The organism is Bradyrhizobium sp. CCBAU 53340, assembly GCF_015291645.1.
In the GTDB taxonomy this organism is placed as follows: Bacteria; Pseudomonadota; Alphaproteobacteria; order Rhizobiales; family Xanthobacteraceae; genus Bradyrhizobium.
In genome coordinates this window covers 2,426,653-2,448,193 of record NZ_CP030055.1, presented here as the reverse complement: position 1 = coordinate 2,448,193, position 21,541 = coordinate 2,426,653, and the positions used below count along the sequence as shown (strand labels likewise).

General features: G+C 58.8%; 19 protein-coding genes and 1 pseudogene. 10 read left to right on the top strand and 10 right to left on the bottom strand.

The features are described 5' to 3' along the window. Positions 1-3 precede the first annotated feature (3 nt). From XH89_RS11490 to XH89_RS11480, 3 genes are all read right to left on the bottom strand, one after another. Positions 4-417 (bottom strand): hypothetical protein, encoded by a 414-nt coding sequence (locus tag XH89_RS11490; protein ID WP_194467165.1) that lies wholly within the window; start codon positions 415-417, stop codon positions 4-6. Continuing rightward, positions 407-1,270 (bottom strand): hypothetical protein, encoded by an 864-nt coding sequence (locus tag XH89_RS11485; protein WP_194467164.1) that lies wholly within the window; start codon positions 1,268-1,270, stop codon positions 407-409. The genes XH89_RS11490 and XH89_RS11485 overlap by 11 nt, the downstream gene beginning before the upstream one ends. Positions 1,271-2,697: 1,427 nt before the next feature. Next, positions 2,698-4,278, bottom strand: coding sequence for a recombinase family protein (locus XH89_RS11480; RefSeq protein ID WP_194467163.1), 1,581 nt, complete (start codon positions 4,276-4,278; stop codon positions 2,698-2,700). 1,282 nt (positions 4,279-5,560) lie between these two features. Between XH89_RS11480 and XH89_RS11475 the strand changes: the two genes are divergently transcribed. The 8 genes from XH89_RS11475 (at position 5,561) to XH89_RS11440 (ending at position 12,433) form a co-directional block, all read left to right on the top strand. Then, the gene (locus XH89_RS11475; RefSeq protein WP_194467162.1) at positions 5,561-6,271 is read left to right on the top strand and encodes a YqaJ viral recombinase family protein; all 711 of its coding nucleotides are present in this window, start codon (positions 5,561-5,563) and stop codon (positions 6,269-6,271) included. A gap of 94 nt (positions 6,272-6,365) precedes the next feature. Further along, positions 6,366-7,187, top strand: coding sequence for a DUF968 domain-containing protein (locus tag XH89_RS11470; protein WP_194467161.1), 822 nt, complete (start codon positions 6,366-6,368; stop codon positions 7,185-7,187). Positions 7,188-7,366: 179 nt separating this feature from the next. After that, on the top strand, positions 7,367-7,909 hold the full coding sequence (locus XH89_RS11465; RefSeq protein ID WP_194467160.1) for a hypothetical protein: 543 nt from the start codon (positions 7,367-7,369) through the stop codon (positions 7,907-7,909). 45 nt (positions 7,910-7,954) lie between these two features. After that, complete coding sequence (locus tag XH89_RS11460) at positions 7,955-8,467, top strand: hypothetical protein (RefSeq protein WP_194467159.1); 513 nt, start codon at positions 7,955-7,957, stop codon at positions 8,465-8,467. A 290-nt stretch (positions 8,468-8,757) separates the two neighbouring features. Continuing rightward, positions 8,758-9,078 carry a DUF6538 domain-containing protein gene (locus XH89_RS11455; protein ID WP_194467158.1) on the top strand — a complete coding sequence of 107 codons (321 nt, stop codon included), beginning with the start codon at positions 8,758-8,760 and terminating at the stop codon, positions 9,076-9,078. A gap of 667 nt (positions 9,079-9,745) precedes the next feature. Then, a complete protein-coding gene (locus XH89_RS11450; RefSeq protein ID WP_246767804.1) occupies positions 9,746-10,903 on the top strand; it encodes a hypothetical protein in 1,158 nt (385 codons plus the stop codon). A 103-nt stretch (positions 10,904-11,006) separates the two neighbouring features. Then, positions 11,007-11,150: a hypothetical protein gene (locus tag XH89_RS41110; RefSeq protein ID WP_210345285.1), complete on the top strand. Its 144-nt coding sequence runs from the start codon at positions 11,007-11,009 to the stop codon at positions 11,148-11,150. After that, the gene (locus XH89_RS11440; protein WP_246767803.1) at positions 11,147-12,433 is read left to right on the top strand and encodes an O-antigen ligase; all 1,287 of its coding nucleotides are present in this window, start codon (positions 11,147-11,149) and stop codon (positions 12,431-12,433) included. Before XH89_RS41110 ends, XH89_RS11440 begins: the two co-directional genes overlap by 4 nt. 306 nt (positions 12,434-12,739) lie before the next feature. On the opposite strand, the pseudogene XH89_RS11435 reads toward XH89_RS11440, so the two are convergent. After that, positions 12,740-13,329 (bottom strand): annotated as a pseudogene (locus XH89_RS11435) (NAD-dependent epimerase/dehydratase family protein); the annotation flags it as partial. A gap of 227 nt (positions 13,330-13,556) precedes the next feature. Here XH89_RS11435 and XH89_RS11430 point away from each other — a divergent pair. Next, positions 13,557-14,099, top strand: a complete 543-nt coding sequence (locus tag XH89_RS11430; protein WP_194467157.1) for an HAD-IIIA family hydrolase — start codon at positions 13,557-13,559, stop codon at positions 14,097-14,099. Positions 14,100-14,103: 4 nt separating this feature from the next. Beyond that, the gene (locus XH89_RS11425; protein ID WP_194467156.1) at positions 14,104-15,327 is read left to right on the top strand and encodes a glycosyltransferase family 4 protein; all 1,224 of its coding nucleotides are present in this window, start codon (positions 14,104-14,106) and stop codon (positions 15,325-15,327) included. Positions 15,328-15,422: 95 nt separating this feature from the next. On the opposite strand, the gene XH89_RS11420 is transcribed toward XH89_RS11425, so the two are convergent. The 6 genes from XH89_RS11420 to XH89_RS11395 form a co-directional block, all read right to left on the bottom strand. Further along, positions 15,423-16,613 (bottom strand): glycosyltransferase family 1 protein, encoded by a 1,191-nt coding sequence (locus XH89_RS11420; RefSeq protein WP_194467155.1) that lies wholly within the window; start codon positions 16,611-16,613, stop codon positions 15,423-15,425. Continuing rightward, positions 16,610-17,539 (bottom strand): NAD(P)-dependent oxidoreductase, encoded by a 930-nt coding sequence (locus XH89_RS11415; RefSeq protein ID WP_194467154.1) that lies wholly within the window; start codon positions 17,537-17,539, stop codon positions 16,610-16,612. The genes XH89_RS11420 and XH89_RS11415 overlap by 4 nt, the downstream gene beginning before the upstream one ends. A gap of 200 nt (positions 17,540-17,739) precedes the next feature. Next, positions 17,740-18,801 carry a Gfo/Idh/MocA family protein gene (locus XH89_RS11410; protein WP_194467153.1) on the bottom strand — a complete coding sequence of 354 codons (1,062 nt, stop codon included), beginning with the start codon at positions 18,799-18,801 and terminating at the stop codon, positions 17,740-17,742. A 182-nt stretch (positions 18,802-18,983) separates the two neighbouring features. Then, positions 18,984-19,568 (bottom strand): DapH/DapD/GlmU-related protein, encoded by a 585-nt coding sequence (locus XH89_RS11405; RefSeq protein ID WP_194467152.1) that lies wholly within the window; start codon positions 19,566-19,568, stop codon positions 18,984-18,986. Continuing rightward, positions 19,565-20,416 carry a methyltransferase domain-containing protein gene (locus tag XH89_RS11400; protein ID WP_194467151.1) on the bottom strand — a complete coding sequence of 284 codons (852 nt, stop codon included), beginning with the start codon at positions 20,414-20,416 and terminating at the stop codon, positions 19,565-19,567. Before XH89_RS11400 ends, XH89_RS11405 begins: the two co-directional genes overlap by 4 nt. A gap of 9 nt (positions 20,417-20,425) precedes the next feature. Beyond that, positions 20,426-21,514, bottom strand: coding sequence for a glycosyltransferase (locus tag XH89_RS11395; RefSeq protein ID WP_194467150.1), 1,089 nt, complete (start codon positions 21,512-21,514; stop codon positions 20,426-20,428). Positions 21,515-21,541 lie beyond the last annotated feature (27 nt).

Below are 21,541 nucleotides of genomic sequence, written 5' to 3'. Positions count from 1 at the left end.
TGCTCACTCAACATTATCGTCCATTGGCTCTGTTGCGCGAAGCCGGCCCTCCGCTCGAAGGCGTTGCCTGCGGGCCCGGCATTCATACCGCTCCAAGGCAGCCAAGCGCCACACCTGGTGAAGCGAGGGAGATTGCAGATCCAGGTCGGCCAGCAGCCCGTTCCGCACAGCGGCGACCCGCTGCAGCTCGCTCTCAGCCCGTACCATATCCAGCACAGCCAGCCTTTGTAATTGACTGGCGCCTTCCGGCAAAAGAGGATCTAGCCGCACACCCGACGGATGATCCGCCGCCGCCGGAATTGACAGACCATGGCGCAGGGCATTGCGGCTCGACTTTAAACGCCCGGCCAGGCTCTTCGGCCCAGTACTACGCTTCGCGTTCTCGCGGTTTGCCCGGATCTGCTTTTCACTGGCCATGGTGATGGATGCCTACCTCATCGATCATTTCGAATTTAAACTCCAGAGGTTGCTGATCTCCATCCGGGTGCGATTCCACCTCTTGGCAAGACCCGCACTGAGCGATTTCATTGATCCCATTCCCGCATGTCGCTGACCTCTGCAGTTCTTGGCGAGGCTGGGCGCCAGCATGATGATGCGCTTTCGAATTGTCGTTCGTTCTCGGTTGCATCGCTCGCGTAGGCTCGAGGTGACTTGTGGCTACGTCTGTTTGCGATTCTGATTTCGCTACTTGGGAAGGTAGGACCTGTCGAGAAGCCAGGCGCCGCTTCATTTCTTTTTGAAGCTTTCGGCGACCGCGTACCCGTGTGGCGCCCATCCGCTCAAACTTCAGGATGGCATCAATGTTATTCTGTGCTGATCGGGCGAAGAGCACCGCTTCCCCTACACCATACTTTGCCAGCCGAGAGCGGATTTCCTCGCTCTCACTTTTCTTGGCGCTAAAAAACCTGGCGGCCTTATGAGCGGGCGTATCAGTAGCTCTGATTCTAAGGAGTCCTCCAACGCCCTCCTCGCCTGGGGCAATCTCCTCAAGGAATTGTTGCACTGCCAGGAGCCGTCCGCCGCTGATTAAGGCATGTGTAATGCGTTGAAAGACACTCTCTTCCCAAAGGTTACTGGCAAAGTCTCGTATGCGGATCCAATCGAGGAATGTGTCCGGCTGTTGCTCCTCGATCAAGACTGAAACCATGTCCCAATAGAGAGAAGAATTTTCGTCCTTCAGAAGAGCTGGTTCGGTGAAGAAGCCGATGACGTGGGCTGGCAGCTTTTCACCTAACGGATGCGCCGCTTTTCTCTGCATGTCGCCTTTCATTCAGTCTCACTCCGGTGTTCGTGGGTGTAGGTGTAGGTGTAGGTGTAGATGTGGCTTGTTCGAAGAATCAGGAAGACAATTATGATCACCCCTTTCTGAAGCTGATAATTTTCTCCCTTCTGGGAAGTAAACGTGCTCTGGTGCAGTCAAACTTTTTTTCGAACAGTCTGCCGTTCATTAAATCCCCTTCCTCATGCGCACTGGGTCGAAAAGCATGAGAGGGGCAAACTCCGATGCAGGACTCGCTGACGCGAGTCGCGAACCACATCGCTTTCATCAAACAATCAAAAATCTGTCGGGTCTTGCCAAGAGGGCAAAAGCATGAGCATCGGGCGCGACACTCCGCAGACGCAGATCCAACGAACATCCCATAGTTCGTGAGCGGCGATAGGATGTGGGATGTGGGCCGCCCAAACGTGCGTAGCACTAGTTCTGTGCGTCGGCTTCTCTCATTGTTACCCAACTACTCGGCTCTTCCCATCAACGATACATTGATTCGCCGATGTCCAAAGCGCTGATGGGTTAATTGCAATTAACGACCGATCAGCTGACCTTTCGAACGCAGAATTCTCCGTTGCATTGCTGCTTATCCTTCCTTCTCAACAAGTGACAGCTTTGTGCAGAAGGGTAGAAACCAAGAGCAGGTCAATGCTTTTAGCACGCGCCGCCACGGCGCTGTTAGTATCCTGCTGCTCGTGATCAACACATCTGAGCTAAGACATTAGGATTGGCCGACTCGATTGCAGATCGTGCGCGCCGAATCCGCCCCAGGCGGCCGCAGTTATGAGAGCTCTTGTCAGGGTCTTGGGAAGAGGTCTAGCTCCAGGCGCGATATCCACTGCTCCCTGCGAATGCCCTGGAGTATCTCCTGGCCTTCACTACCCTGTTGCTGGTGGGTCTCGCTATCGCAACGCCGACCGTCGCAGCGGAAGCAGTTATCAGTCTCTCGGGGCGCGTGGAATCCGTTGCGACCTCCTTTAGTTCCGCAAAACGTCCGCCTCAACACCCGTCGCCAGTTGGTCTCGCTGTCGTTGCGAGGACCATCTCGTCTTGGATGGCGTCCAATCGTCAGGCAATTGTCCGAGTCTTCGGACGCACCAAATTCGCCTCATCGAGCGGCGATTTCGACAGCAACTCTTTGGCAGTTGATCTCACGATCGCTGCGTCGACGGACGCATCCTGGCGCGCATCAGCGATCGTGGTCTCCAAAGGCTATCTGAACCTCTGCCTCGGAATTAGCGAGAGCCCTGCCGAGCCTTATCGAAGCGGACTGACCAAGCACCACCGGATCTGAGCTGCTCACTATAGCGCAAGTCGCAAGCATCCTTTCCGTTCCGACAGTTCGACGCTTCCAGCAGCAACGCAAGATCTCTTTCTTGAAAGTAGGAGGAGCTGTCCGGCAGAAGAACCGATAGAATGGGCGCTCTTTAGGTCAGCAGAACGGCAACTTTCTGGATGACAGCACGCACAGCATCATCGACTGTTGCGCAACGATATACAGCAAATCGGGAGCGAGCCGTCTCCGTGAGGGCGATCGCGTGTTTCGCCATTTCGTCGAGTGGCATGAGGAAGTAGTCGATAACTTTCCTATTTGTCTCTTTGTCCAAGCGAAGGGCAAGAATGTGTCCGGCGGGCTCGATCGCGCGTCGATGAACCAACCAGCAGGGTGCGTGGCTTCCACCAACGTAGTAACGCGCCATCCGCACCGATATCGCCAGCGTGCCGGCAAGTGTCAGCACTGCGGCTTGTGGATCAAATGCGGCGTTAACGCCTCGCGCTTTGATGCGCGTAACGACGGCATCTACCTGCCTGGCCAACTCAGTTTCGGAGTACTTTCGCGCATCTGCATAGTCGTAGTTCCTCTCACAATCAACATAGCCGACCCTGCGAAAAGCTTCCCTCAGACTACCAAACCGATGCGCATATAATGCGGCGGAGGGCATATTATCGGACGCAGCTAGTAACGAGGCGCTCAGCTTCCCATTCGCAGCGAGTTTCTCTCGCAACTTCTCTAAGAGCCACTCGTTCGACCAACGACCTTCTTTTTCATTCAAGAGCGTCTGAGCTTTTTGGAAGATGCTTTTGTCAACGACTGGCTCGAACAAACCAGTGGCCCGTATCCATTGCTCTGGCGGATTCGGCTTTCTCACCTGTTTCAGTCGGCAAGAAGACCGATTGTAAACACTATTTCCAATATACGCCTCGTTACTCAAAACTTGACGAACCATCCCATAGGACCACGGTGTTCCTCTATGATTGGGAACTTGCTCGCTATTGAGCCAGCGTAATATTGAGCCTCGGGAACGACGATGAACGACAAACTCCCTAAAAATCCGCGCAACGATGCGCTGCTCGTTCTCCGATCCGGGCCGGATCAGGACCCGATCGGTCTGCAAGTGCTTGCGTTGGCCCTTTAACAAGATGCCCTTTGAAGAGCCGCCCTCATCGATCAGCTCCCGCTGCAGGCCATAGCCGGCGGGGCCGCCCTGCTTGAATCCGAGGCTGGCGACACGGCAGGCTCCAGCATGAACTTTGACCGAGAGCTCCCTTGAGTATTCGGCCGCCATGACCCGCTTGAGATTTTTCAGAATGCTCGCGATCATGCCCCCATCGTTGTCGAACTCTTCAGCACAATAGCAGACCTTGATTCCTGCCTGACGGCACGTGAACTCGTAGTATGCGCCTTCATCAGTGTCCTGGAATCGCCCCCATCGGCTCACGTCGTAAACAAGGGTGTGATCGAAGTCTGTTCGGCCGCTTCGCACGTCATCAATTAGCTCCCTCAGGCCCTCTCTCTCTTGAATGCGAAGCCCACTACGACCCTCATCCTTGTAAGTGCGAACGATCGCGAGACCACGCTGTGCGGCATACACGGCGATGGCTGCCGCCTGGTTTTCGGTCGAATAACGCTGATGTTCCGTAGACATCCGCACGTACTGAGCAGCGCGCCCCTCACTAGTCGGAGCTAGCAAATCGGTCCCTGGGCGCACGATAAGCGCGTTGCGCATGTGATGCCTCCACGACGGGCAGTCACCAGAACGAAGAAAGACCATGTCTTCCCAGCCACCCTAGCACGGCCGAGGAGACTAAGGAACATATGCCGCCCCAAAGGCAAGAGCGGCCGCGCGCGGCGCTCATAGATCTCAGATACAGAAACGCCCCGAGCAGCAGCCCGTAGTTTTTTCGGAACTCACCATTGAGCTTGGCTATGTTCGACAGCTCAGAGGACGCTTGGTATTTTTCGGCCATCTGGCATGCTCCTCATTCGATCAGGAGCACCCTATGAACCACTGTTTTGCCCGACAGTGCAAGCGGTATTTCGGTAAATCGAAACCAGACCGCCCCCAATGAGCCATCTCGCGGTCAAAGCCGTGCTCCGCTGACCAGGAGGACGAAAAGACGATGAGCTTGCCAACTCTTCCCGACAGCTCGCGCCTCGTGGTCCGGAGCTGGAAGGTGGCTGGCGCCCCAGGGTCCATGACGTCCCGCTACCGTCGAAAGAACCGTTGAGTTGTCCTATTTGGCGGCCGGACTGGATGTCCACTTCTGTAATCCGCCCACCGATCGACTTAATTGGCGGCTCGATTCCCTGGCTTCATCGGAGGCCATCCAATGCCGCGTCTACTGGCATGGCCGGAGAATGATCGATGGGATCTCATGCGATGAACCATCCCAAAAGAGGATGAGGATGATCTACCTGGAAGCCGTCCGTCGACCGACGCAGCCATCGCTTCGCGTGTAGGAACCACCTCCATTGCTGCCCGACAGGCGGCCTGTCGCCATCAAGGTGACGCCGCCGGTGGTAGTGGTCGCCTGGAAGGCCGGGACTGACTGACGCCGCTCCCTCCGCCTTGGGCGACCGTGACGCGCGCCCCCGACACCGGGAAAGCGCTGCTGCCGCTTCCTTGGCAATCTAGGCTGTAGTCACTGCAAGTGACGCACCATCATTCGTAAAGCCCAATCAGCACTAGGACCTACGCAGCCGGACCCCTGCGCCGCCACCATTCTCGTCAATGAATTCGACGCCCGCTTCCTCAAGCGCCTTGCGTATTGCGCGGTCGTTTGCGGCCGTTAGGGCGGTCGCCCCTTCCGCAACCTCTGCCCTTCGAATCGTATTTGCGCCCAGCGCAGAAGCCCGCGCCAGTTCTTCGGCGCTCCATCTTAAGAGCGCTCGAGCTGCGCGAATTTGCGCTGCAAGAAGTGGCGGGCGACTGCCCTTGACGTTTTTTATCATATGGGTTATTTTACACCATCTGATATAATTTAACTCTCCACGAGCGAAGATTCGGAATGGATACGCGAGTCCACAACAAGTTGCACGCCGATTGCCACGCATTCATTTGTGGATCCGACGCCCGGATCATTATGGGGGAAGACCGGGACCAGCTCGTTAGGCTGTGGCGCGAAAAGCGGGGAGAGGCCCTTCCGCCGGACTTCAGCAACGACCTGGTCGTCCAACTCGGCAGCACCACCGAGCACCTCAATCGCAAGCTCTATGAGCGTGTGAGCGGCAACAAAATCCAAGATCTCCGGCGACCGGTCCGACATCCGATCCACAAGTGGATGAGAGCCGATCTTAACGGCGTCGTCCGGGATACGGGGGCGGTCTTCCGCGCTTGCTTTTTGCCATCCGGCCATCTCCCCGAGCCAGAAATGGCGGACCTGCACATGGCACAGCTGCAACATTCCATGTGGGTCATGGCTGCACGCTCAGCCCTTCTGTCTATTATCACCGGAGACGGGAAATGGATCGAAATGACCCTTCCTGCCGATCCGCTCTATCAGCACCTACTCCTGACAGCTGAGAAGAAATTCCGCCGCTGCGTTCAGCTAGGCGAGCCGCCCGCTCTTTTCGGAATTGAAGCTCCTCGACCTAGGCCAACTTCGATCAAGGTCATCGACATGTCTGCCTCCGGACAGTGGACGAACTTTCCAGCGTCGCATCTCAGGGCCCGCGATGCACTCAGCGAGCCGGAGAACTCACAGCGGGCGCAAAGGTGATTGCAAGGGAGACAGGCCGAGATGCAATCGCGTCGGCCTCAAACCTTCCCTGCGCGCGAGCTCAATTTCAAAATCAACGAACTTAAAGACCACCATGCGCCAGTGCAGTGAACACATCGACACCATCGCGGCTGCCATCGCCCGCGCTCACGCTAAACTGCCGAACCCGGCACAGTGCTCATCGGCCACCGGCTTTGACGTCGTACGCAGAACACTCGGTCGGGAGGAGATTGCCATCATTCAGGCCACCCGGACCGAGCAAGTGACGGGCCAAATGTGCGTCAGGACCATCCTCGCACACGTTTCTGGAGAATGGATCTCCTCTGACTTCCCGGTCGCCGTCAATCCCAAGACGCCGGACCAGATAGAAGCGCTACTCACTGGCGCTCGCCGTTATGCGCTCTTCAGCATGATCGGCTTCTTCGTCGAAGATGACAGCATAGGTCTGTCGGATGCGAATGCAGCGTCACGGCCATCTGCCAGTGCGGCAAAGACCCAAAAGGCCACTTCTCAGGAGGAGGTTACCAACCCTCCTCCTCGCGGTTCCGACGCAGATCAAGTTCTTGCCTTTCCCAAAGAGCCCTCGCGAAGGAGAAGCAAATCTCATCTCGCCTTCGTCCGCGCACAAGGCTGTCTCGTTTGCCAGAGATCGCCAGTTGACGCTCATCACCTGAAGTTTGCCCAGGCAAGCACGTTGGGAAGAAAAGTGAGCGATGAATTCACCGTTCCACTCTGTCGGTCTCACCACCAGGCTCTACATCGCCATGGGAACGAGCGCGCATGGTGGACCAACCTGAAGCTAGAGCCCTTGCAAGTCGCAAAAGAGCTATGGGCCACGAGTCCGGCCCATTCACAGGCCGGAGAGGCGTCTCCTTTCTCCGAAACGGTCACAAGCCCGGAGGCTCAAAGACAATGAGTCGTGTCTCACGAAAGGAGCAAAGTCGGCTCGTAAATCCACCACCTCCCAACTCAATCCGATTTTTTCGTACTCGGGCGGGCCTCGCAAGAGAGGAAGTCGGCCGCAAGCTCGGAGTGTCAGGCGAAACTATTCGGAAGTTGGAGCAATGCGACATATGGCTCGATGCCGACCGCGCCATGGACATTGGTCGCATCCTCCGCGTGCCCTACGAACTCTTCTGCTTTAGCTACGCGTCCGATGCCCATGCTTGGGCGGCTAAGGCCGTTCCAGTCGTGGGCGAGATCACGACAAACGACGAAGTCAAATTTGCAGAAACTGGTTGCTGTGTCGCTGGCGGCGCGCATCTGCCTCAAGGCTGCGTCGCGCTTCACATCAAGATCGGCAAAATGCGTGGACTGTACTTGATCTACCAGGAAGCCGCGCAGCTAGCAATGTCAGGGGAGATTTTAGCACGACAAGGCAACCGCGAGCTCTTCTTGGTGCATCTCGTCAATGGAACGACTTGGTGGAAACACATCGCGCCATCTCCGGCGACCGACTTATATCACCTTCACTCGCAATATCTCGACATGATCAACGATGTACGAATCGCATGGGTTTCCGAAATCTTGGGATTCGAACTCGCGAGATGCCCTCTCCCAACACCTGCTCAGTTGAAGGACGAAAACGGATTTCCTTCGAAACCACCGACAGGGATAGAGGGTGGTGCCAGGCAGTGAAACTTGCAAACCAAACATTATCTAGATCAGCAGGAGATGCTTGTCATGACAAACGATAAGGACAAGCCGACCACCCCCAGGCTCGTGAGTGAAAACTCTGATCGCGAGATCGAAATTCTTCATGCAAAACAGCACACAATGAGTCTCTTGGCAGATCTTGCTGCAGCCGTGCTGAGGACGGTAGCTGGAAGTGGATCGGCCGCACCTATCATGCCAATCGTTTTCAGGCTGGTCAGCGCCCAAAGGAAGCTCGCGTCCCTGAGCGGATCTTTTCTTGCTCCTGAGGATGAGAAGCAAGCGCTCATTCTTCCAGACGTGGAGCTGTGGTCGGGAAAATCGGAGTGGAAGCACCGAGAGCTTGAGTATGCGTTAGGCCTGGAAAAAATCGTGAATGGATCGCTTCGCCGAGCAGCGCATCAAATGCTGAAGGAACGCGAGCATTTCGGCGGAAAGTATTCGACACTCGCAATTGAAGAAGGAATTAAGCTCGTCGTGAGGGCGAGCGCAGGCCCGGAAAAGCCGAAGCGGAAACGAGGCAAGCCAACTGTGCGGCTGTAAAAATCGCACGGTGCCAATTCACAATTCGTTCCCGTCAACAATAGGATCAATGACTGAGGCGGACCTTGCTACGAACATCCGCTCGGTGACGTTCAATTGAGTGGGGCGCCAAGATCGTCGGTATTGAATCGGGCGGCTCGAACCACCGACTCTCGAGGAACTCAAAGCCGGCCTGCATCGGGAGAGCGTCTCGAGTCTAGGTTAGCCTGCAAGGCAGACCGTTGTCGAGTCCGTGCCCAGAATAAGCACACAATGCAAATCATTCATGAGAGAACATGGGCAGACATCGAATGAGCGCTTCGGATCCCGACCGCTATCTCCTTTGCCTCAACGGCAACTATTATTATCGTCGCCGGGTACCGACAGAGCTTCGAGATGTCGACGTACGAGGACACACGGTTAAGCTATCCCTGAAGACCAGCGACATCGCGCTGGCTCGAATCCTGCGAGATCTATTTGAGAGGGCTGATGACGAACTGTGGGGATCGCTGATGAGTGGGAAGGATGCACGGTCCGCTCGTCGTCGGTACCAAGCAACCATTCAGCGGGCCAAAGCCGTAGGCTTCCTCTACAACACGACCATCGCGGGGCGTGTAAAGCCGCCGGAATAAGTTGAGTTGGCCTACCACACTCAAAAGCGATCGAAGGAAGTGCGTAGGACGACCATCGTGATCCCTCGCTACGTTGGCGGTAAACCAACTGCGCGCCTGTAGAAGCTCAATAGTCGGATGGTCGTTAATTGATGCAGCTAATCAACAGAAATATTCGTGCTCGCGCGCCGCTCGCAAATCTTCAGTTGGTTCGATTTGGTTGCGGAGGCCGGTCGAAACGCCAACGGATTAATACGCGTGCTGCTTCGTGGCGTCTAACTCAAGCAAGCTTGCTCACCTTTCTCTTGGAAGATGCGCCGCCATCGTTCCGTACCGGCCAACCGGCGATCTTGCTGCCGAGACGTCTATAGTGGCAGCAGACCCAGCGAAGCCGCGGCGATGTATCTGCGCGCGATCAGCTTGAGCGCGAATCAGAACAGCATGGCGAGATGTTTCGCCCTGATTGGGGCGAGCCAAGGATCACGCGACCGCCAAGCTATTCCATAGCCGTTGGGTGCTACCCCCGTTCGCCCCAGCCCCCTTCCGGAGACAGCATGCAACTGGCGGCTGCTCTAGAGCGCCGCAGAAAATTTGACTGAAGGTCCCGAAGAACTTGAGCCCATTTTAATGAAATGCTTTCAATTCCTGCCGAATTGAATAAGGTTCCGCCGGGTAAACTATGCATAGAATGACACGCGAATTGATGGTGCCGCGGACAGCCGCCAAAGTTACTTTTGGCCTTATTTGCTTGGCGATCCTCGCCAGCCACACAATCTCGATGTCGCGCTGGAGCGAGGCGCGCGGAGTTTATGATGACGTCTGTTACCTCAGGCAAGCCCATCTTTTCCAACTTTTCGGCCTCCGTGGGCTCAATACCGACGTATCGATGGACAGCGATCGCTATTTTGTGGGCAAGCTGAAGGAAATTGCGCTATCAGAACCTGAAAACCCCCAACGCTGGCCCTGCCACGTTCATAAGCTGGGCGGCAAGCTAGTTCTACAATATCCGCCCGGAACTGGATTTTTGCTGGCGCTCTTCCCATCGGGCTTCCAAGTCGCTCCGCTTTACATCAGCGCAAGCATTATTGTCTGCGGATTCGCGTTGCTCGGCATTTTCATCGCGAGGTCGGTACCTTCCGTGATCGGGGCTGGACTCTTCGGGGCCCTGGCGATCTATAGTATGATCAACCCAGCGAAGGCGAGCTATTCAGTGGCGCCTACCGTGGCGCTCTGCAGCATTGTGGGCTTTCTGACCGCCTTGTGGCTGACCAGGGCAAAGCGGAGCCTGTGGCCAATCGCACTCATCGGCCTCTTGATAGGCGCGTCGGTCAATTTCAGACTGCCTAACATCCTGCTCGCGTCTGGCTACTGCCTCTTCCTCGCCGTCGGATTCATGCGATCGCGTACGTTGACAATCCTTCTGGATGCCCTTGCCTTTGGTGCAGGAGTCGCCATCGGAATGGCGCCGACGCTGATCGCCCAAGCAATAAATGCCGGTAGCCCGTTTGCGACGACATACGGCGCAAGCGACGCGGTGGGGCCTGCGTTCAATGTCTCTGTTCTCGGCGAATATATGCGCGACACACAATCTATCCTGATGACGCTCTCAATCGGCTGGACTTTGTGGGTGCTGCGGGCGGGCACTAGGGCCGCCCGCCAGATCGCTCTCATTGTTTCAGGCAATCTCTTAATTAATCTCGGCTTCTTTTTGAGCCACCCAATCTTCACTCCTTACTACGTTGTTCCGATCGCAATGCTCTCCACCTGGACGCTATCGTTCGCCTGGTTGATGCAACCTCACGAAGAGACCGAGCCGGCGGCACTCCAGAGCGAAGCGCTGGTGTGATTCATGACGAATTCAGCAAGCCGTGCGGTTTGACATAGTAGCCGGCTGGGCCTGTTTCGGCCCGATGATCTGGCTACTTGCGCAGTCGCCCAAATCAATCAAGGTGAGCATGCTAGTCGCGCGAAGTTACATTTGGGAGCAAGCGCTCGGGCACGAGCTCGTCGGCGGGGCGGTCGTGCTGATCGACATCCTCAAGGGCTTCTGCACGACTGCGCTGGTCCACCGCGCGCGCGGAGGCACGACGTGACGGCAGTTGCACGGGAGACGACCGTTCAGATGCTGCGGCGGCGTTTCCGCAGCCCGGCGGCCTGGGGCGAAACAGCCGATCTGTTCGCGGTCCTCGCGGCCGCCTCGCTGCCGTGGTCGACCTCGCTCACGGCGATCTTCAACGCCGCGTTCCTGGTCTGCATGGTGCCGTTCCCCGACATCAGGGCCTTCCTGCGATCCCTGACGCGCCCGATCGCCGCGGCGCCGATCGCGCTATTCCTGCTGGCGCTGGTGGGAACGCTGTGGTCGGACGCCCCTTGGGGCGCGCGGCTCTATGCCGTCGGTCCGACGATCAAGCTGCTCGTGCTTCCGGTCCTGCTCTACCATTTCCAGCGCTCGCCGCGCGGCAGCTGGATCTTCATCGTCATCCTGGCGTCTTGCACTCTGTTGTCGGTGATGTCGTGGTTGGTCGCGATCTATCCGGGACTAGCGCTGAGACCCTACGACCCGCTCCAACGCGGCATCTTCGTCAAGAACTACATCGACCAAAGCCAGGAATTCACGCTGTGCACGGTCGCGCTCGCCTATCCCGTGATGATGCTGTTGAGCAATAAGCGTTACTGGCTCGCCGGTCTTCTAACCGTGTTGGGGCTCAACTTTTTACTAAACATGGTTTTCGTGGTGGTGTCGCGCACTGCGCTCGTAACCGTCCCGATCATGCTCGGCGTGTTCGCTCTGCTTCATTTGAGGTGGCGCAGCATCGCCGTGATTTCGGCCGCGCTGATCGTCTTCGCCGCGGTTGCTTGGCAGGCCTCGCCGCAATTGCGCAAGACGGCCGACACGTTTTCGCAGGACTATCGGCTATACATGCAGGAGAACGTGCCGACGTCCATCGGCGAGCGCCTCGAATATTGGCGGCATGCCGCCCGGTTTTTCGTGCAGGCGCCGTTTGTGGGGCATGGAACCGGCTCCTCGCAAGGACTGTTCGAGAGAGCCGCAAAAGAACCCTCCTGGGTTCCGGGCGTGAGGGTCTTTCCGAACCCGCATAACCAGACGCTGCATGTCGCCATCCAGTGGGGATTCATCGGCATCGGCGTTCTCTATGCGATCTGGATCTCCCATTTCCTGCTATTTCGTGGCGACGGGCTTGCCACGTGGATCGGCCTTCTGGTCGTGGTGCAGAACATCTTCACGTCGCTATTCAACTCCCACTTATTCGACTTCCACGAGGGCTGGATGTACGTCATCGGCGTCGGCGTTGCCGGCGGCATGGTGATCCGGGCACAACAGGCCGAGGCGGAGGCCAGGGAAGCGGCTTCCTGACCGGTCGCGCGGCTGGCAACTCATCCGAGATAGGCTGTCAGCGCCATCAAGTTTATCAAGTGAGACATCCGTTGGTCGCGAACCGATCATCACGCCATGCACACGTGGCCGAACGAGCAGAGTTGGCAAATATTAAGATATCGCCCTTGCAAGTCGCAAAGAAATTTGAACGTCACACTCGGCAGAAGCGGTCCTAAGTTCACAAATCAATCGCCAGTACCGGCAGAGAGCTCAAAACATTGGCCCGACGGCAATCAACAACTCTTTGGAAGAAGTAAAATCTTAAAAGACAGGCCCGTCTCGGGTTCAAGTCAACTCGGGGCTAGATAGGCATAAGCCATCCTGAAGCGACGTCGTCGCGCCAGCCGAGCCTGTCGAGCCTCGTGATATCGAGCAGCTTGCGCGGCGTGCCGTCCACTCCAAGGTGTCGTAACTGATCTCGCCGCGGTAGCCGACGATCTCGGCGACCAGCGGGCGAACTCGGCGATGGCGATGTCCTCGCCGGTGCCGATGTTGATCAGGTCTCTGCCCGAATAGGTCTTCATCAGATGCACGCAGGCACCGGCCATGTCGTCGACATAGAGGAACTCGCGCCGCGGCGTGCCGGTGCCCCAGACCGCGACGGTCTTCGCGCCCGACAGCTTTGCCTCGTGGAAGCGCCGGACCAACACCGCGACGACGTGGCTCAGCTCGGGGTGATAATTGTCGCCGGGATCGTAGAGGTTGGTCGGCATCACGCTGATGAAGTCGCTGCCATACTGGCTGCGATAGGCTTCCGCCATCTTGATGCCGGCAATCTTGGCGATCGCATAGGGCTCGTTGGTCGGCTCCAGCGGACCCGAGAGCACCGAATCCTCGCGCAACGGCTGGGCTGCGAGCTTCGGATAACAGATGCTCGGCCAAATAGGCCCCGTCCTAAGGCGCCGAACGAGCGCATAACCGCGCTTCTTCTTGGCCATATCGTCCCGCGCCGGTCCCCCCTAGGAACCGCACCCCGAAACCCCGGAAAGCCAGAGGGCTGAGACGGATTGGACCTGGAACACAATCGTGATACTGAACGCACAGTCGATTGGACCGCGTCGGCGTTTTCGCGCCCCCGCAGAGACCATTACCTTGAGCCGAAATGTCTAACGACAGAGAGAGTATAGCGATCGACCAAGCGCGGCGCCCGGCCGTTTTCTTTGATCGCGACGGCGTTCTGAATATTGATACCGATTACCTGTTCGAGATCGACAAATTCGTCTGGGTGGACGGCGCGATCGAGGCCGTCAAGGCGGCTAACGATGCCGGCTATCTCACGTTCGTGATAACCAACCAGTCGGGCGTGGCCAGAGGCTTGTACGAGGAGAGCGACATCCACCGGCTGCACAATTGGATGGCGCGGGAGTTGGAGGCCCGCGGTGCGCGCATCGATGCTTTCGAATATTGCCCATTTCATCCTGAGGCACGTATCGAACGGTACCGGCGCGTCAGCGACCGTCGCAAACCGCAGCCTGGCATGATCACCGACCTTTTGAACAGGTTCCCGGTCGACCCGCGCAGGAGCTTCGTGATCGGCGACAAGCCATCGGACATCGAGGCCGCGCACGCCGCGGGCCTGCGGGGCCATGTCTTTCCGGGCGGAAACCTGCGAGAGTTCATCCTGCCGCTTTTGGCGCGCGGATAAACACGTGGCGAAAGCTCCCAAATTCATTCTCGCGACGGAGTACTATCCGCCGGACTCGAGTACGACGGCGACTTATCTCGGCGCGATCGCGAGGGCGATCGCGCAGGACATGACGACGATCGTCCTGTCGGGAACACCGGGTTCTGACAAACTGAAGGCGATCGGCCAGAGTACCGTCGAAGTCATCGAGATCGCGAACTGGAGGCCGCCCAAACACGCGCTCGCAAAACGTCTCATCGCAAGCACAATGCTGGCGATCCGGTTGTTCTGGGCCGTCTACAGATGGGCACGTTCCGGCGACGTCGTCATGTCGGTAACAAGCCCCTTCACGCTGCCCTACGCGATCACGCTTGCCGCACGGCTGCGGGGCGCCAAGACAGTGCTCCTCATCTTCGATCTTTATCCGGAAGCGCTGATCGCTGCTGGCCTCACACGGCAGACCTCCGTGGTCGCGCGTGCCCTGCGCCTCGCCAACGGCTGGCTGTTCAAATCCCTCAACGCGATCTTCGTCATCGGTCGTGACGTGGCCCCGCTGCTGCTGCGCTACCCGCGCGTGCGGGCGGACGTGATCCATTTCGTGCCGAACTGGACGTTGCTGCCGATCGGCTTTCGCCCGCCCGATGAAGAAAATCGCCTCAGGTCCCTTTCCTCATCGAAATTCCTAGTCGGCCTGTGCGGCAATCTCGGCTTCACGCACGCGCCCCGCACTATTTTCGAGGCCGCGCGGCTGCTGCGGAAACAGAAAGGGATACACTTCGTACTCTCCGGCTGGGGCGTCGGCTGGACCGAGCTGAAGACCTTGCAGGCTTCGGAGAACCTCGAGAACGTCACCCTGCTCGATCCCGTACCCGAGGAACAGCTCGCAGAGTTTCTGACGGCAGCCGACGCCTGGGTCATTCCCTACCGGCGCAATGTTGCAGGTGTTTCGATTCCAAGCCGACTCTACAATTTCCTCGCGGTCGGGCGCGCAGTCATCGTCGGAACGGAGCCGGGCTCGGAGGCCGGACTTGCGGTCGCGGAGGAAAACATCGGCTGGGTTGTTCCGGCGGAAGACGCTGCCGCATTTGCGCAGGCGATATCCGAGGCTGCTGCCGATCGCACTGCGACGCTTGAACGAGGCCGGCGGGCGGCGATCGCGGCCCTGAAATACACCGAGCAGGCCTCCACACTGCGCTACCGCGACATCGTGCGGCACCTGTGCGCGGAAGAGGAAACGAACCCGAACTGAATGTCCGTGATGGGCATCGCGGTGTCAATCGGCGTCCAAAATTTTGCAGGCCGAATGACACATCGCGGTCAGCGCGCCGCCTGGAGACGACCGCCCTACCGACCGGCAGGCATTTGGCCCGGGCGCGGCGACCCGCGCGCCGCAGCGCGCTTGATGGCATCGGTAAAATCGGCGGCAAACTTTGCGACCCGCCCTTCCACCGATGGTCCTAAGTCCCTCGGCAACAAAGGCCCGGCCTTCGCAACAGCCTCGGCAAGATGCGCGGCAAGAGCGCCCGCGTCGTCGACGTCGAAGTAGCTTTCGGTGCCGTTGGTCTGCTCGAGATGGACATCCAGATTGGAGATGATCATCGGCACTTCGAACGATTTCGCCTCCTCCACCGTCGTGCTCCAGCCTTCGAAGCGCGAGGGGTTGATCAAGGCCCGGCACGACCGGAGCAGCGCATAAACATGCGCGAGCGGGATCATCCCGAGATAGCGGAAGTTTTCCTGCAGGCCGCGCTTCTCAACCTGCTGCATGATGCTGTCGAAGTACGCCGGTGGTTCGTCGGGCCCGCCTGAAACCGCCACGACGGGCTTGATCCCGCGGCCGGCCAGGATCGTGAGCGCATCGAGAACCAATTGGTGATTCTTGTGGCGCCAGAATTGGTTGGGCAGATAAAAATATTGCTCGGGCAATTCGTAAAGACGGATGACCTCGCTCGGGTTCGCCGCCAGAAGGTCGTCGGTCGGGCGACTGGCGAACTTAACGACGGACATTTGATTTCGTGCACGGGGATAATAGCGCTTGCAGTCGTTGAGGGCGCTTTCGCTGCTCAGGATGATCGAACGCCCCGACGCAAGCTGCGCGCGGAAACCGATCTCGCGGCGCCACCAGGCTGCTTTCGAAAAAAGGTGAGGAAGGCTCCTGTGCTGCAGGTCGGGAAACCACGCGACAATGGGCAGCGGAAGCCGCCAACCGAAGAAGCGCGCATGTTCAAATACGACATCGACACGCGCTTCATCAAATGCGGCCGCTGCGGCGTAGTCGATCCCGGCAACGAGTGCGCTCGTCAAGCCGGAATGGTCGCGCTCGAATGCCCTGCGCTTGACGACTTCAACACCGGGAATCCGCGCAAAGCTCGCCAGATCGTTGTCGTCGTCCGATAGGCCCGCAAACACGACAGCCTCCAGCTCGCCGGGACGATATCTGTGCAGCGCGACGAACAGGTTGCGAAGGTAGTTGAATCCTCCAGCATGCAGGCGACGGGGTATGAAGATAAAACTGACACGGAGCGGCGGAGTCAACGAAGCTGCTCCTTGAACCAGGCAACGTAGTCGGCGATCCCAGCCCCAACGGGGATTTGCCACTCAAAGGACAATGCATTCAGCAGACGGGGATCGGCAACGAGGCTGAAGGGGTCGCCTGGGCGCGTCACACCTGAGAACTCGATGGGAATTCCCCCCCCCCAACTGCCGACGATGGATCTGGCAATATCGGCAACCGATGTGGCCACGCCGGAACCTCCGTTGATGATACCAACCGGTTGATCCTGCCGCTTGTCGCCGATGCTCGCCAACAGCCGCGCGACATCGCGCACGTCAGTCCAATCCCGCTGCTCTTGTCCGGTTCCTCCGAGCTTCAACACCCCAGCGCCTTCGCTCAGGCGCGTGCAGAGGTCCCATAGCAACTGCTTACGCAGATTGGCGCCATAGACCGAGAACAACCTCACGATCGTGCTCTGCAAGCCGAAGGTGGCCGCGTAGCTGCGACAGAGCTGCTCGATCATGAGCTTGTGCTGCCCATAGGGAGACACCGGGTTGGTCGCGGCGCTTTCGCTCATGCGCTCCGCATTGCCGGCGCCGTACACGGCGGCGCTGGACACAACGACGAGGCGACATTTAGGTGCGCTGGTCCGCAGCCACTCCAGCAGCCGGGCCGAAGTTGCCACCGTCCGCGAAAAATCCTCGTAGGGCTGCGCGATGGACGCGCCAACGGACGATCCGCCCGCAAGATGGAATAAGACGGTCGGTAGCCCCGTGTGTACAGCCAATGCGCCCAGATTGGTGGAATCGACCTCGCCGTTGAGCCAACGGCCCATCCCGAGCCGGCGCCTCTCAGGTTCATCGAGCGCCCCGTGCCCGAGGCCATGTACGGCGGATCCCCGCTGGGCAAGCTCGCGCGTCAAATACCTGCCGATAAATCCGTTCGCACCGGTGATCCAGATTGTCATGGTAGCGCCCAACGCCCACAGCCTGCCGCACTCATCGAAACGTAGCGAAACATAACCAACATCCGGAGGAAGGAAAGCGCGTTCAAGCCAGCTCTGCCCGCCCTGGCAAAGGTGGAAGCGGCCTCTCCGCTGCTGCTGCATGGCGGCATCGGGCTTCTCTCAACCTTTAGTGCAAGCGAAGCTGCGAGACCGCGGGATGATCACGAGGCGATGCCGAGACGACCGCGCCGCGGCACGAAGCGGAGGAAGACCTCCTGCCCCGTCTCGATGGATTCGTAGAGCGCCGAGATCAGTTCGAGGCTCTTGCGTCCCTGGAGCCCGTCGACCAGCGCGGCGCCCCGATCAGACAGGCACTCGACGACATGCTGATAGTAGGCTTGGTGGCCGAAGCCGTAGACGTTCGGCGGGTTGACCGAGAACTTCTCAACAACTTCCTTGTCCGACGGCAGCTCATCGACGAAGCGCCAGTGCCGGATCTGGTTCATGGCGAAGCCGCCGACTTCCACCGTGCCTTTTTCGCCGAGGATCGACAGCGAGCCTTCGAGATCGGAGGGACGGACAGCCGTCGTCGCCTCGATGATACCAAGCGCGCCGTTTCGGAACTTCAACGTCGCGACCGCGGTATCCTCGGTCTCGATCTTGACCAGCGCGGTGGTGCTGCGCGCATGAACACTGACAACGTCGCCGAAAAACCATTCCAGCATGTCGACGTGATGGCTAGCCTGATTCGTGAGCACACCGCCGTCATACGCCCAGGTGCCGCGCCAGGGATCCTGATCGTAATAGGCCTGATCCCGGCACCAGCGCACGCGGACCGTGCCGAGCACGAGCTTGCCGAACCGGTTCGCCTCGAGCGCCTCGCGCGCCTTGACGATTGGAACGTTGAAACGGTTCTGCTTGACCACGAAAAGCTTCACGCCCGCCTCGTCGCAGGCGCGGATCATGTCGTCGGCGTCCTGCAACCGCAGCGCCATCGGCTTCTCGACCACCACGTGCTTACCCGCCCGCGCGCAGGCGATCGCATGCGGCGGGTGAAGGCCGCTCGGGGTCAGCACCGCGACGACGTCGATGTCCTTGCGGGCGAGCATGTCGTCGAGGTCGTAATGGGCGGGAACCTCGAACTTGGAGGCGAGCGCATCCGCCCGCGCTTGCTCGGAGTCGCATACAGCAACGAGCTGAGCCCCTGCGATGTGGTTACCACCCAGCAGATCGGAATGACGCTTGGCGATGCGCCCGCAGCCCAGCAGGCCGAATCTGATCATCTCATTGTCCTTTCCGCGGGGCCGCTCGGCGAAACACCCGGCAGACGGGTCTATAGTCGAAATAGCCGATATGAATCAACCCTTAAGCACCGCTGTCACGGTACGCTGCAGACTCCGGCCGCGCGCATTGTGACGCTTCCGATGCGGAAGATGGGGCTGAGCGAGCTCTCGCCGATAATGGATCAGCTTCTCTTGGCCTGGTCGCGATCTGCTTCGATCGTCTTTACGAGCGTTGCCGGATTGCCGGCCACGACCGCGTGGTCGGGGACGTCTCTCGTCACAACCGAGCCGGCGGCGACGATCGCACCCGACCCAATGGTGACGCCTCGCATCACAAATGCTCCGGCACCGATCCAGGCATCTTCACCGATTTCGACTGCGCGTTCGTCCAAATCGAGCTCGGCGGGATGTCCCTTCGTGAAGATCTGCTTGATTTGCCTGTGGCGCTGTCCAGCATCAAGCGGATGAGTAAGATTATCGAAGATGTTCACATTGTGAGCGACGAGAGCGCGGTCGCCGAGACGAATTCGCAACGCCGACCAGATCCGGGAATTCTCCCCGATGTAACACCAGGATCCGACTTCGATGCGCCCGCCGTGAGCAAAGGTCAAAAGCTCTCCCCGCACGATGCTGTTGGCCCCGATCGTAATGCAATCGGAGTTCCCGCGAATGTTGCGAATCTTCGCGGTTCGCATCAATCGCGCGCCTTTTCCGAGCCGACATGTCGCCCGCCCAAGCAACTGCTGCAATCGGTAATCTATGTTCATTTGGTCAATTGAATGCAGACGATGGCGCGCGCGCATCCGGCCAGATCATCCAGCCGACCACGCCCGCTATGCGGGTCGAACGCGGAAGCATCAACGACCTCTTGCTCCGAAGCCCGCTGCCATCCGGATCTTTTGTATCGAAAGAATTCAAGCTCACAGGCCGAAGGCGCGAACTCCTGGATCAGGATATCCAGCATCTGCCTGTCGAACAGATGAAACCAGCCGAAGTTTTCGTACTTGCCGAAGGGCACGGTGATCAGGCACTGGCCGTTCGGCGCGAGGATCCGCTTGAACTCGCGAATTGCATCCCTGAAGCCGTATTTGTCGGTCTCTGCCTTGGCCCGGTCACTGGTGTAGAGCAACGTATTGTCGAGCCCGACATGCTCCAGCGTCGATATGCTCACGATGGTGTCGAAAGCGCCGTCCCTGAAGTCGGTGCCGCGAAAGTCGCCGAACACGTAGGAGTAGCCCCGATACCAATAGCATTTCTTCTCCGGCGCCAACGTCATCAGCGTCAGTTTGGCGTCCCGCACCGGCGCGCGATCCAGGACATAGTCGTGGTTCAACGTAGAACCTGCATCGAGCATCCTCCCGAGCGAGCTTATGCGGCTCAAACGATCGAACACCCACGGGAATTCGACGGCCCGTTCGTCGACGCCGACCCCGAAACCATCAGGAAGGGGCCGCCCCACCTGAACCGCCTTGCCATCGATCGCGTCGGTGACGACTCGCTTCTTCGTCGTATAATACCCGGCTGACCACGGCGGCCGGCCACGGAGCAGATAGAGCGGGACGGCGCAAGCGTCCAGCACCTCCTTCGTCCTGAAGATCAGTCCATCGACGTGCATGCATCGTCCTCAAATCGATTCCACCAGGTCGTTGAAGAGCAACCACTGGCGCTTCTTGCTGTAACGGTCTTCGACTTCCCGGCGTCCCCGGTCTGCCACCGACTTCATGCGCTCCCAGTCGGAGAGAGCGCTTTCGATCGCCTCGACGCACGCTCCGGGACTTGTATAGGTCAGAATGCTTTTATTCGGATCCATCCCCTCGGGATAGTTCCCGCTGTCCGAAAGCAACAACGCACCACATCCCATCGCCTCGAAGCAACGCATATTTCCCCTGTCTCGGCCTGCCATGTCGATGGCGCCATTGAGCGCGATCTTGGCTGACCCCAACAGCTCGTAGAGCTCGCGGCCGAACGCAGGGCCATGTGCAATCTGCGCGATCGTCCTCGGCCGCCGGTGCTTGCCGAGCGGTAGCCACGTCCCAATCGTGCTTTCGGCAAGTCGTGTCAACCGGGACGAATCCAGCCGGAAGACGACACGAACCTTGCCCGCCAGCTTCGCGACTTCCTCCAGGACCCTGGCTCGCGCCCGGTGGTGACGAGAGTACCCGCCGACGAACAGCACGTCGATCTGCCGGTCTCCATGACCGTACTCGGTCATCACCGGGTCGACCGCGGGAAAGAACAGTTCAGCGCGACAACCGGCCTTGCGCCAGGATTCCAGAATGGACGGAAAGTTCCCAAGTACGGCCCCGTAGGCACTAAAATCGGCACCGCCCGACGGAGCGGCTCTCCAGCACAGCGTCTTCTTGACGGAGCCGGGAAGCCTGCGAACGAACGCGCTGGGATAGCGCACGGGATCCATATTGTAGAAGACGTCTGCTCGATGATGCTCGATCTGCGCGAGCAGGATGTCCTCCAGGCTCGTGTTCGCGGGCAGGCCGCTCTGACGCGCCCATTGCCGCTGCAACACTTCATCGTCGCCGTTGGTGAAGAACGCGTCGGGATCGCCGGTCAGGACCGGTTCGAGAAAGTGCAGCGCGCCGAACCGGTCGGCGAGGAAAACGCTGCGGCGGGCTGCGAACTCGTCCTTTCCCCGCGCCAGCTGATCGAGGCGGGCGACATAGGATGGGTAAAGCCCGCTGTTCTGAAACAAGCGCATTCAGTGTTCCGCAATCTCACAAATCCA

Bases quoted from the DNA above. Each gene is read 5' to 3' on its own strand.
- XH89_RS11490 (WP_194467165.1), bottom strand. From the start codon at position 417: ATGGCCAGTGAAAAGCAGATCCGGGCAAACCGCGAGAACGCGAAGCGT.
- XH89_RS11485 (WP_194467164.1), bottom strand. From the start codon at position 1,270: ATGAAAGGCGACATGCAGAGAAAAGCGGCGCATCCGTTAGGTGAAAAG.
- XH89_RS11480 (WP_194467163.1), bottom strand. From the start codon at position 4,278: ATGCGCAACGCGCTTATCGTGCGCCCAGGGACCGATTTGCTAGCTCCG.
- XH89_RS11475 (WP_194467162.1), top strand. From the start codon at position 5,561: ATGGATACGCGAGTCCACAACAAGTTGCACGCCGATTGCCACGCATTC.
- XH89_RS11470 (WP_194467161.1), top strand. From the start codon at position 6,366: ATGCGCCAGTGCAGTGAACACATCGACACCATCGCGGCTGCCATCGCC.
- XH89_RS11465 (WP_194467160.1), top strand. From the start codon at position 7,367: ATGGACATTGGTCGCATCCTCCGCGTGCCCTACGAACTCTTCTGCTTT.
- XH89_RS11460 (WP_194467159.1), top strand. From the start codon at position 7,955: ATGACAAACGATAAGGACAAGCCGACCACCCCCAGGCTCGTGAGTGAA.
- XH89_RS11455 (WP_194467158.1), top strand. From the start codon at position 8,758: ATGAGCGCTTCGGATCCCGACCGCTATCTCCTTTGCCTCAACGGCAAC.
- XH89_RS11450 (WP_246767804.1), top strand. From the start codon at position 9,746: ATGACACGCGAATTGATGGTGCCGCGGACAGCCGCCAAAGTTACTTTT.
- XH89_RS11430 (WP_194467157.1), top strand. From the start codon at position 13,557: ATGTCTAACGACAGAGAGAGTATAGCGATCGACCAAGCGCGGCGCCCG.
- XH89_RS11415 (WP_194467154.1), bottom strand. From the start codon at position 17,539: ATGACAATCTGGATCACCGGTGCGAACGGATTTATCGGCAGGTATTTG.
- XH89_RS11410 (WP_194467153.1), bottom strand. From the start codon at position 18,801: ATGATCAGATTCGGCCTGCTGGGCTGCGGGCGCATCGCCAAGCGTCAT.
- XH89_RS11405 (WP_194467152.1), bottom strand. From the start codon at position 19,568: ATGAACATAGATTACCGATTGCAGCAGTTGCTTGGGCGGGCGACATGT.
- XH89_RS11400 (WP_194467151.1), bottom strand. From the start codon at position 20,416: ATGCACGTCGATGGACTGATCTTCAGGACGAAGGAGGTGCTGGACGCT.
- XH89_RS11395 (WP_194467150.1), bottom strand. From the start codon at position 21,514: ATGCGCTTGTTTCAGAACAGCGGGCTTTACCCATCCTATGTCGCCCGC.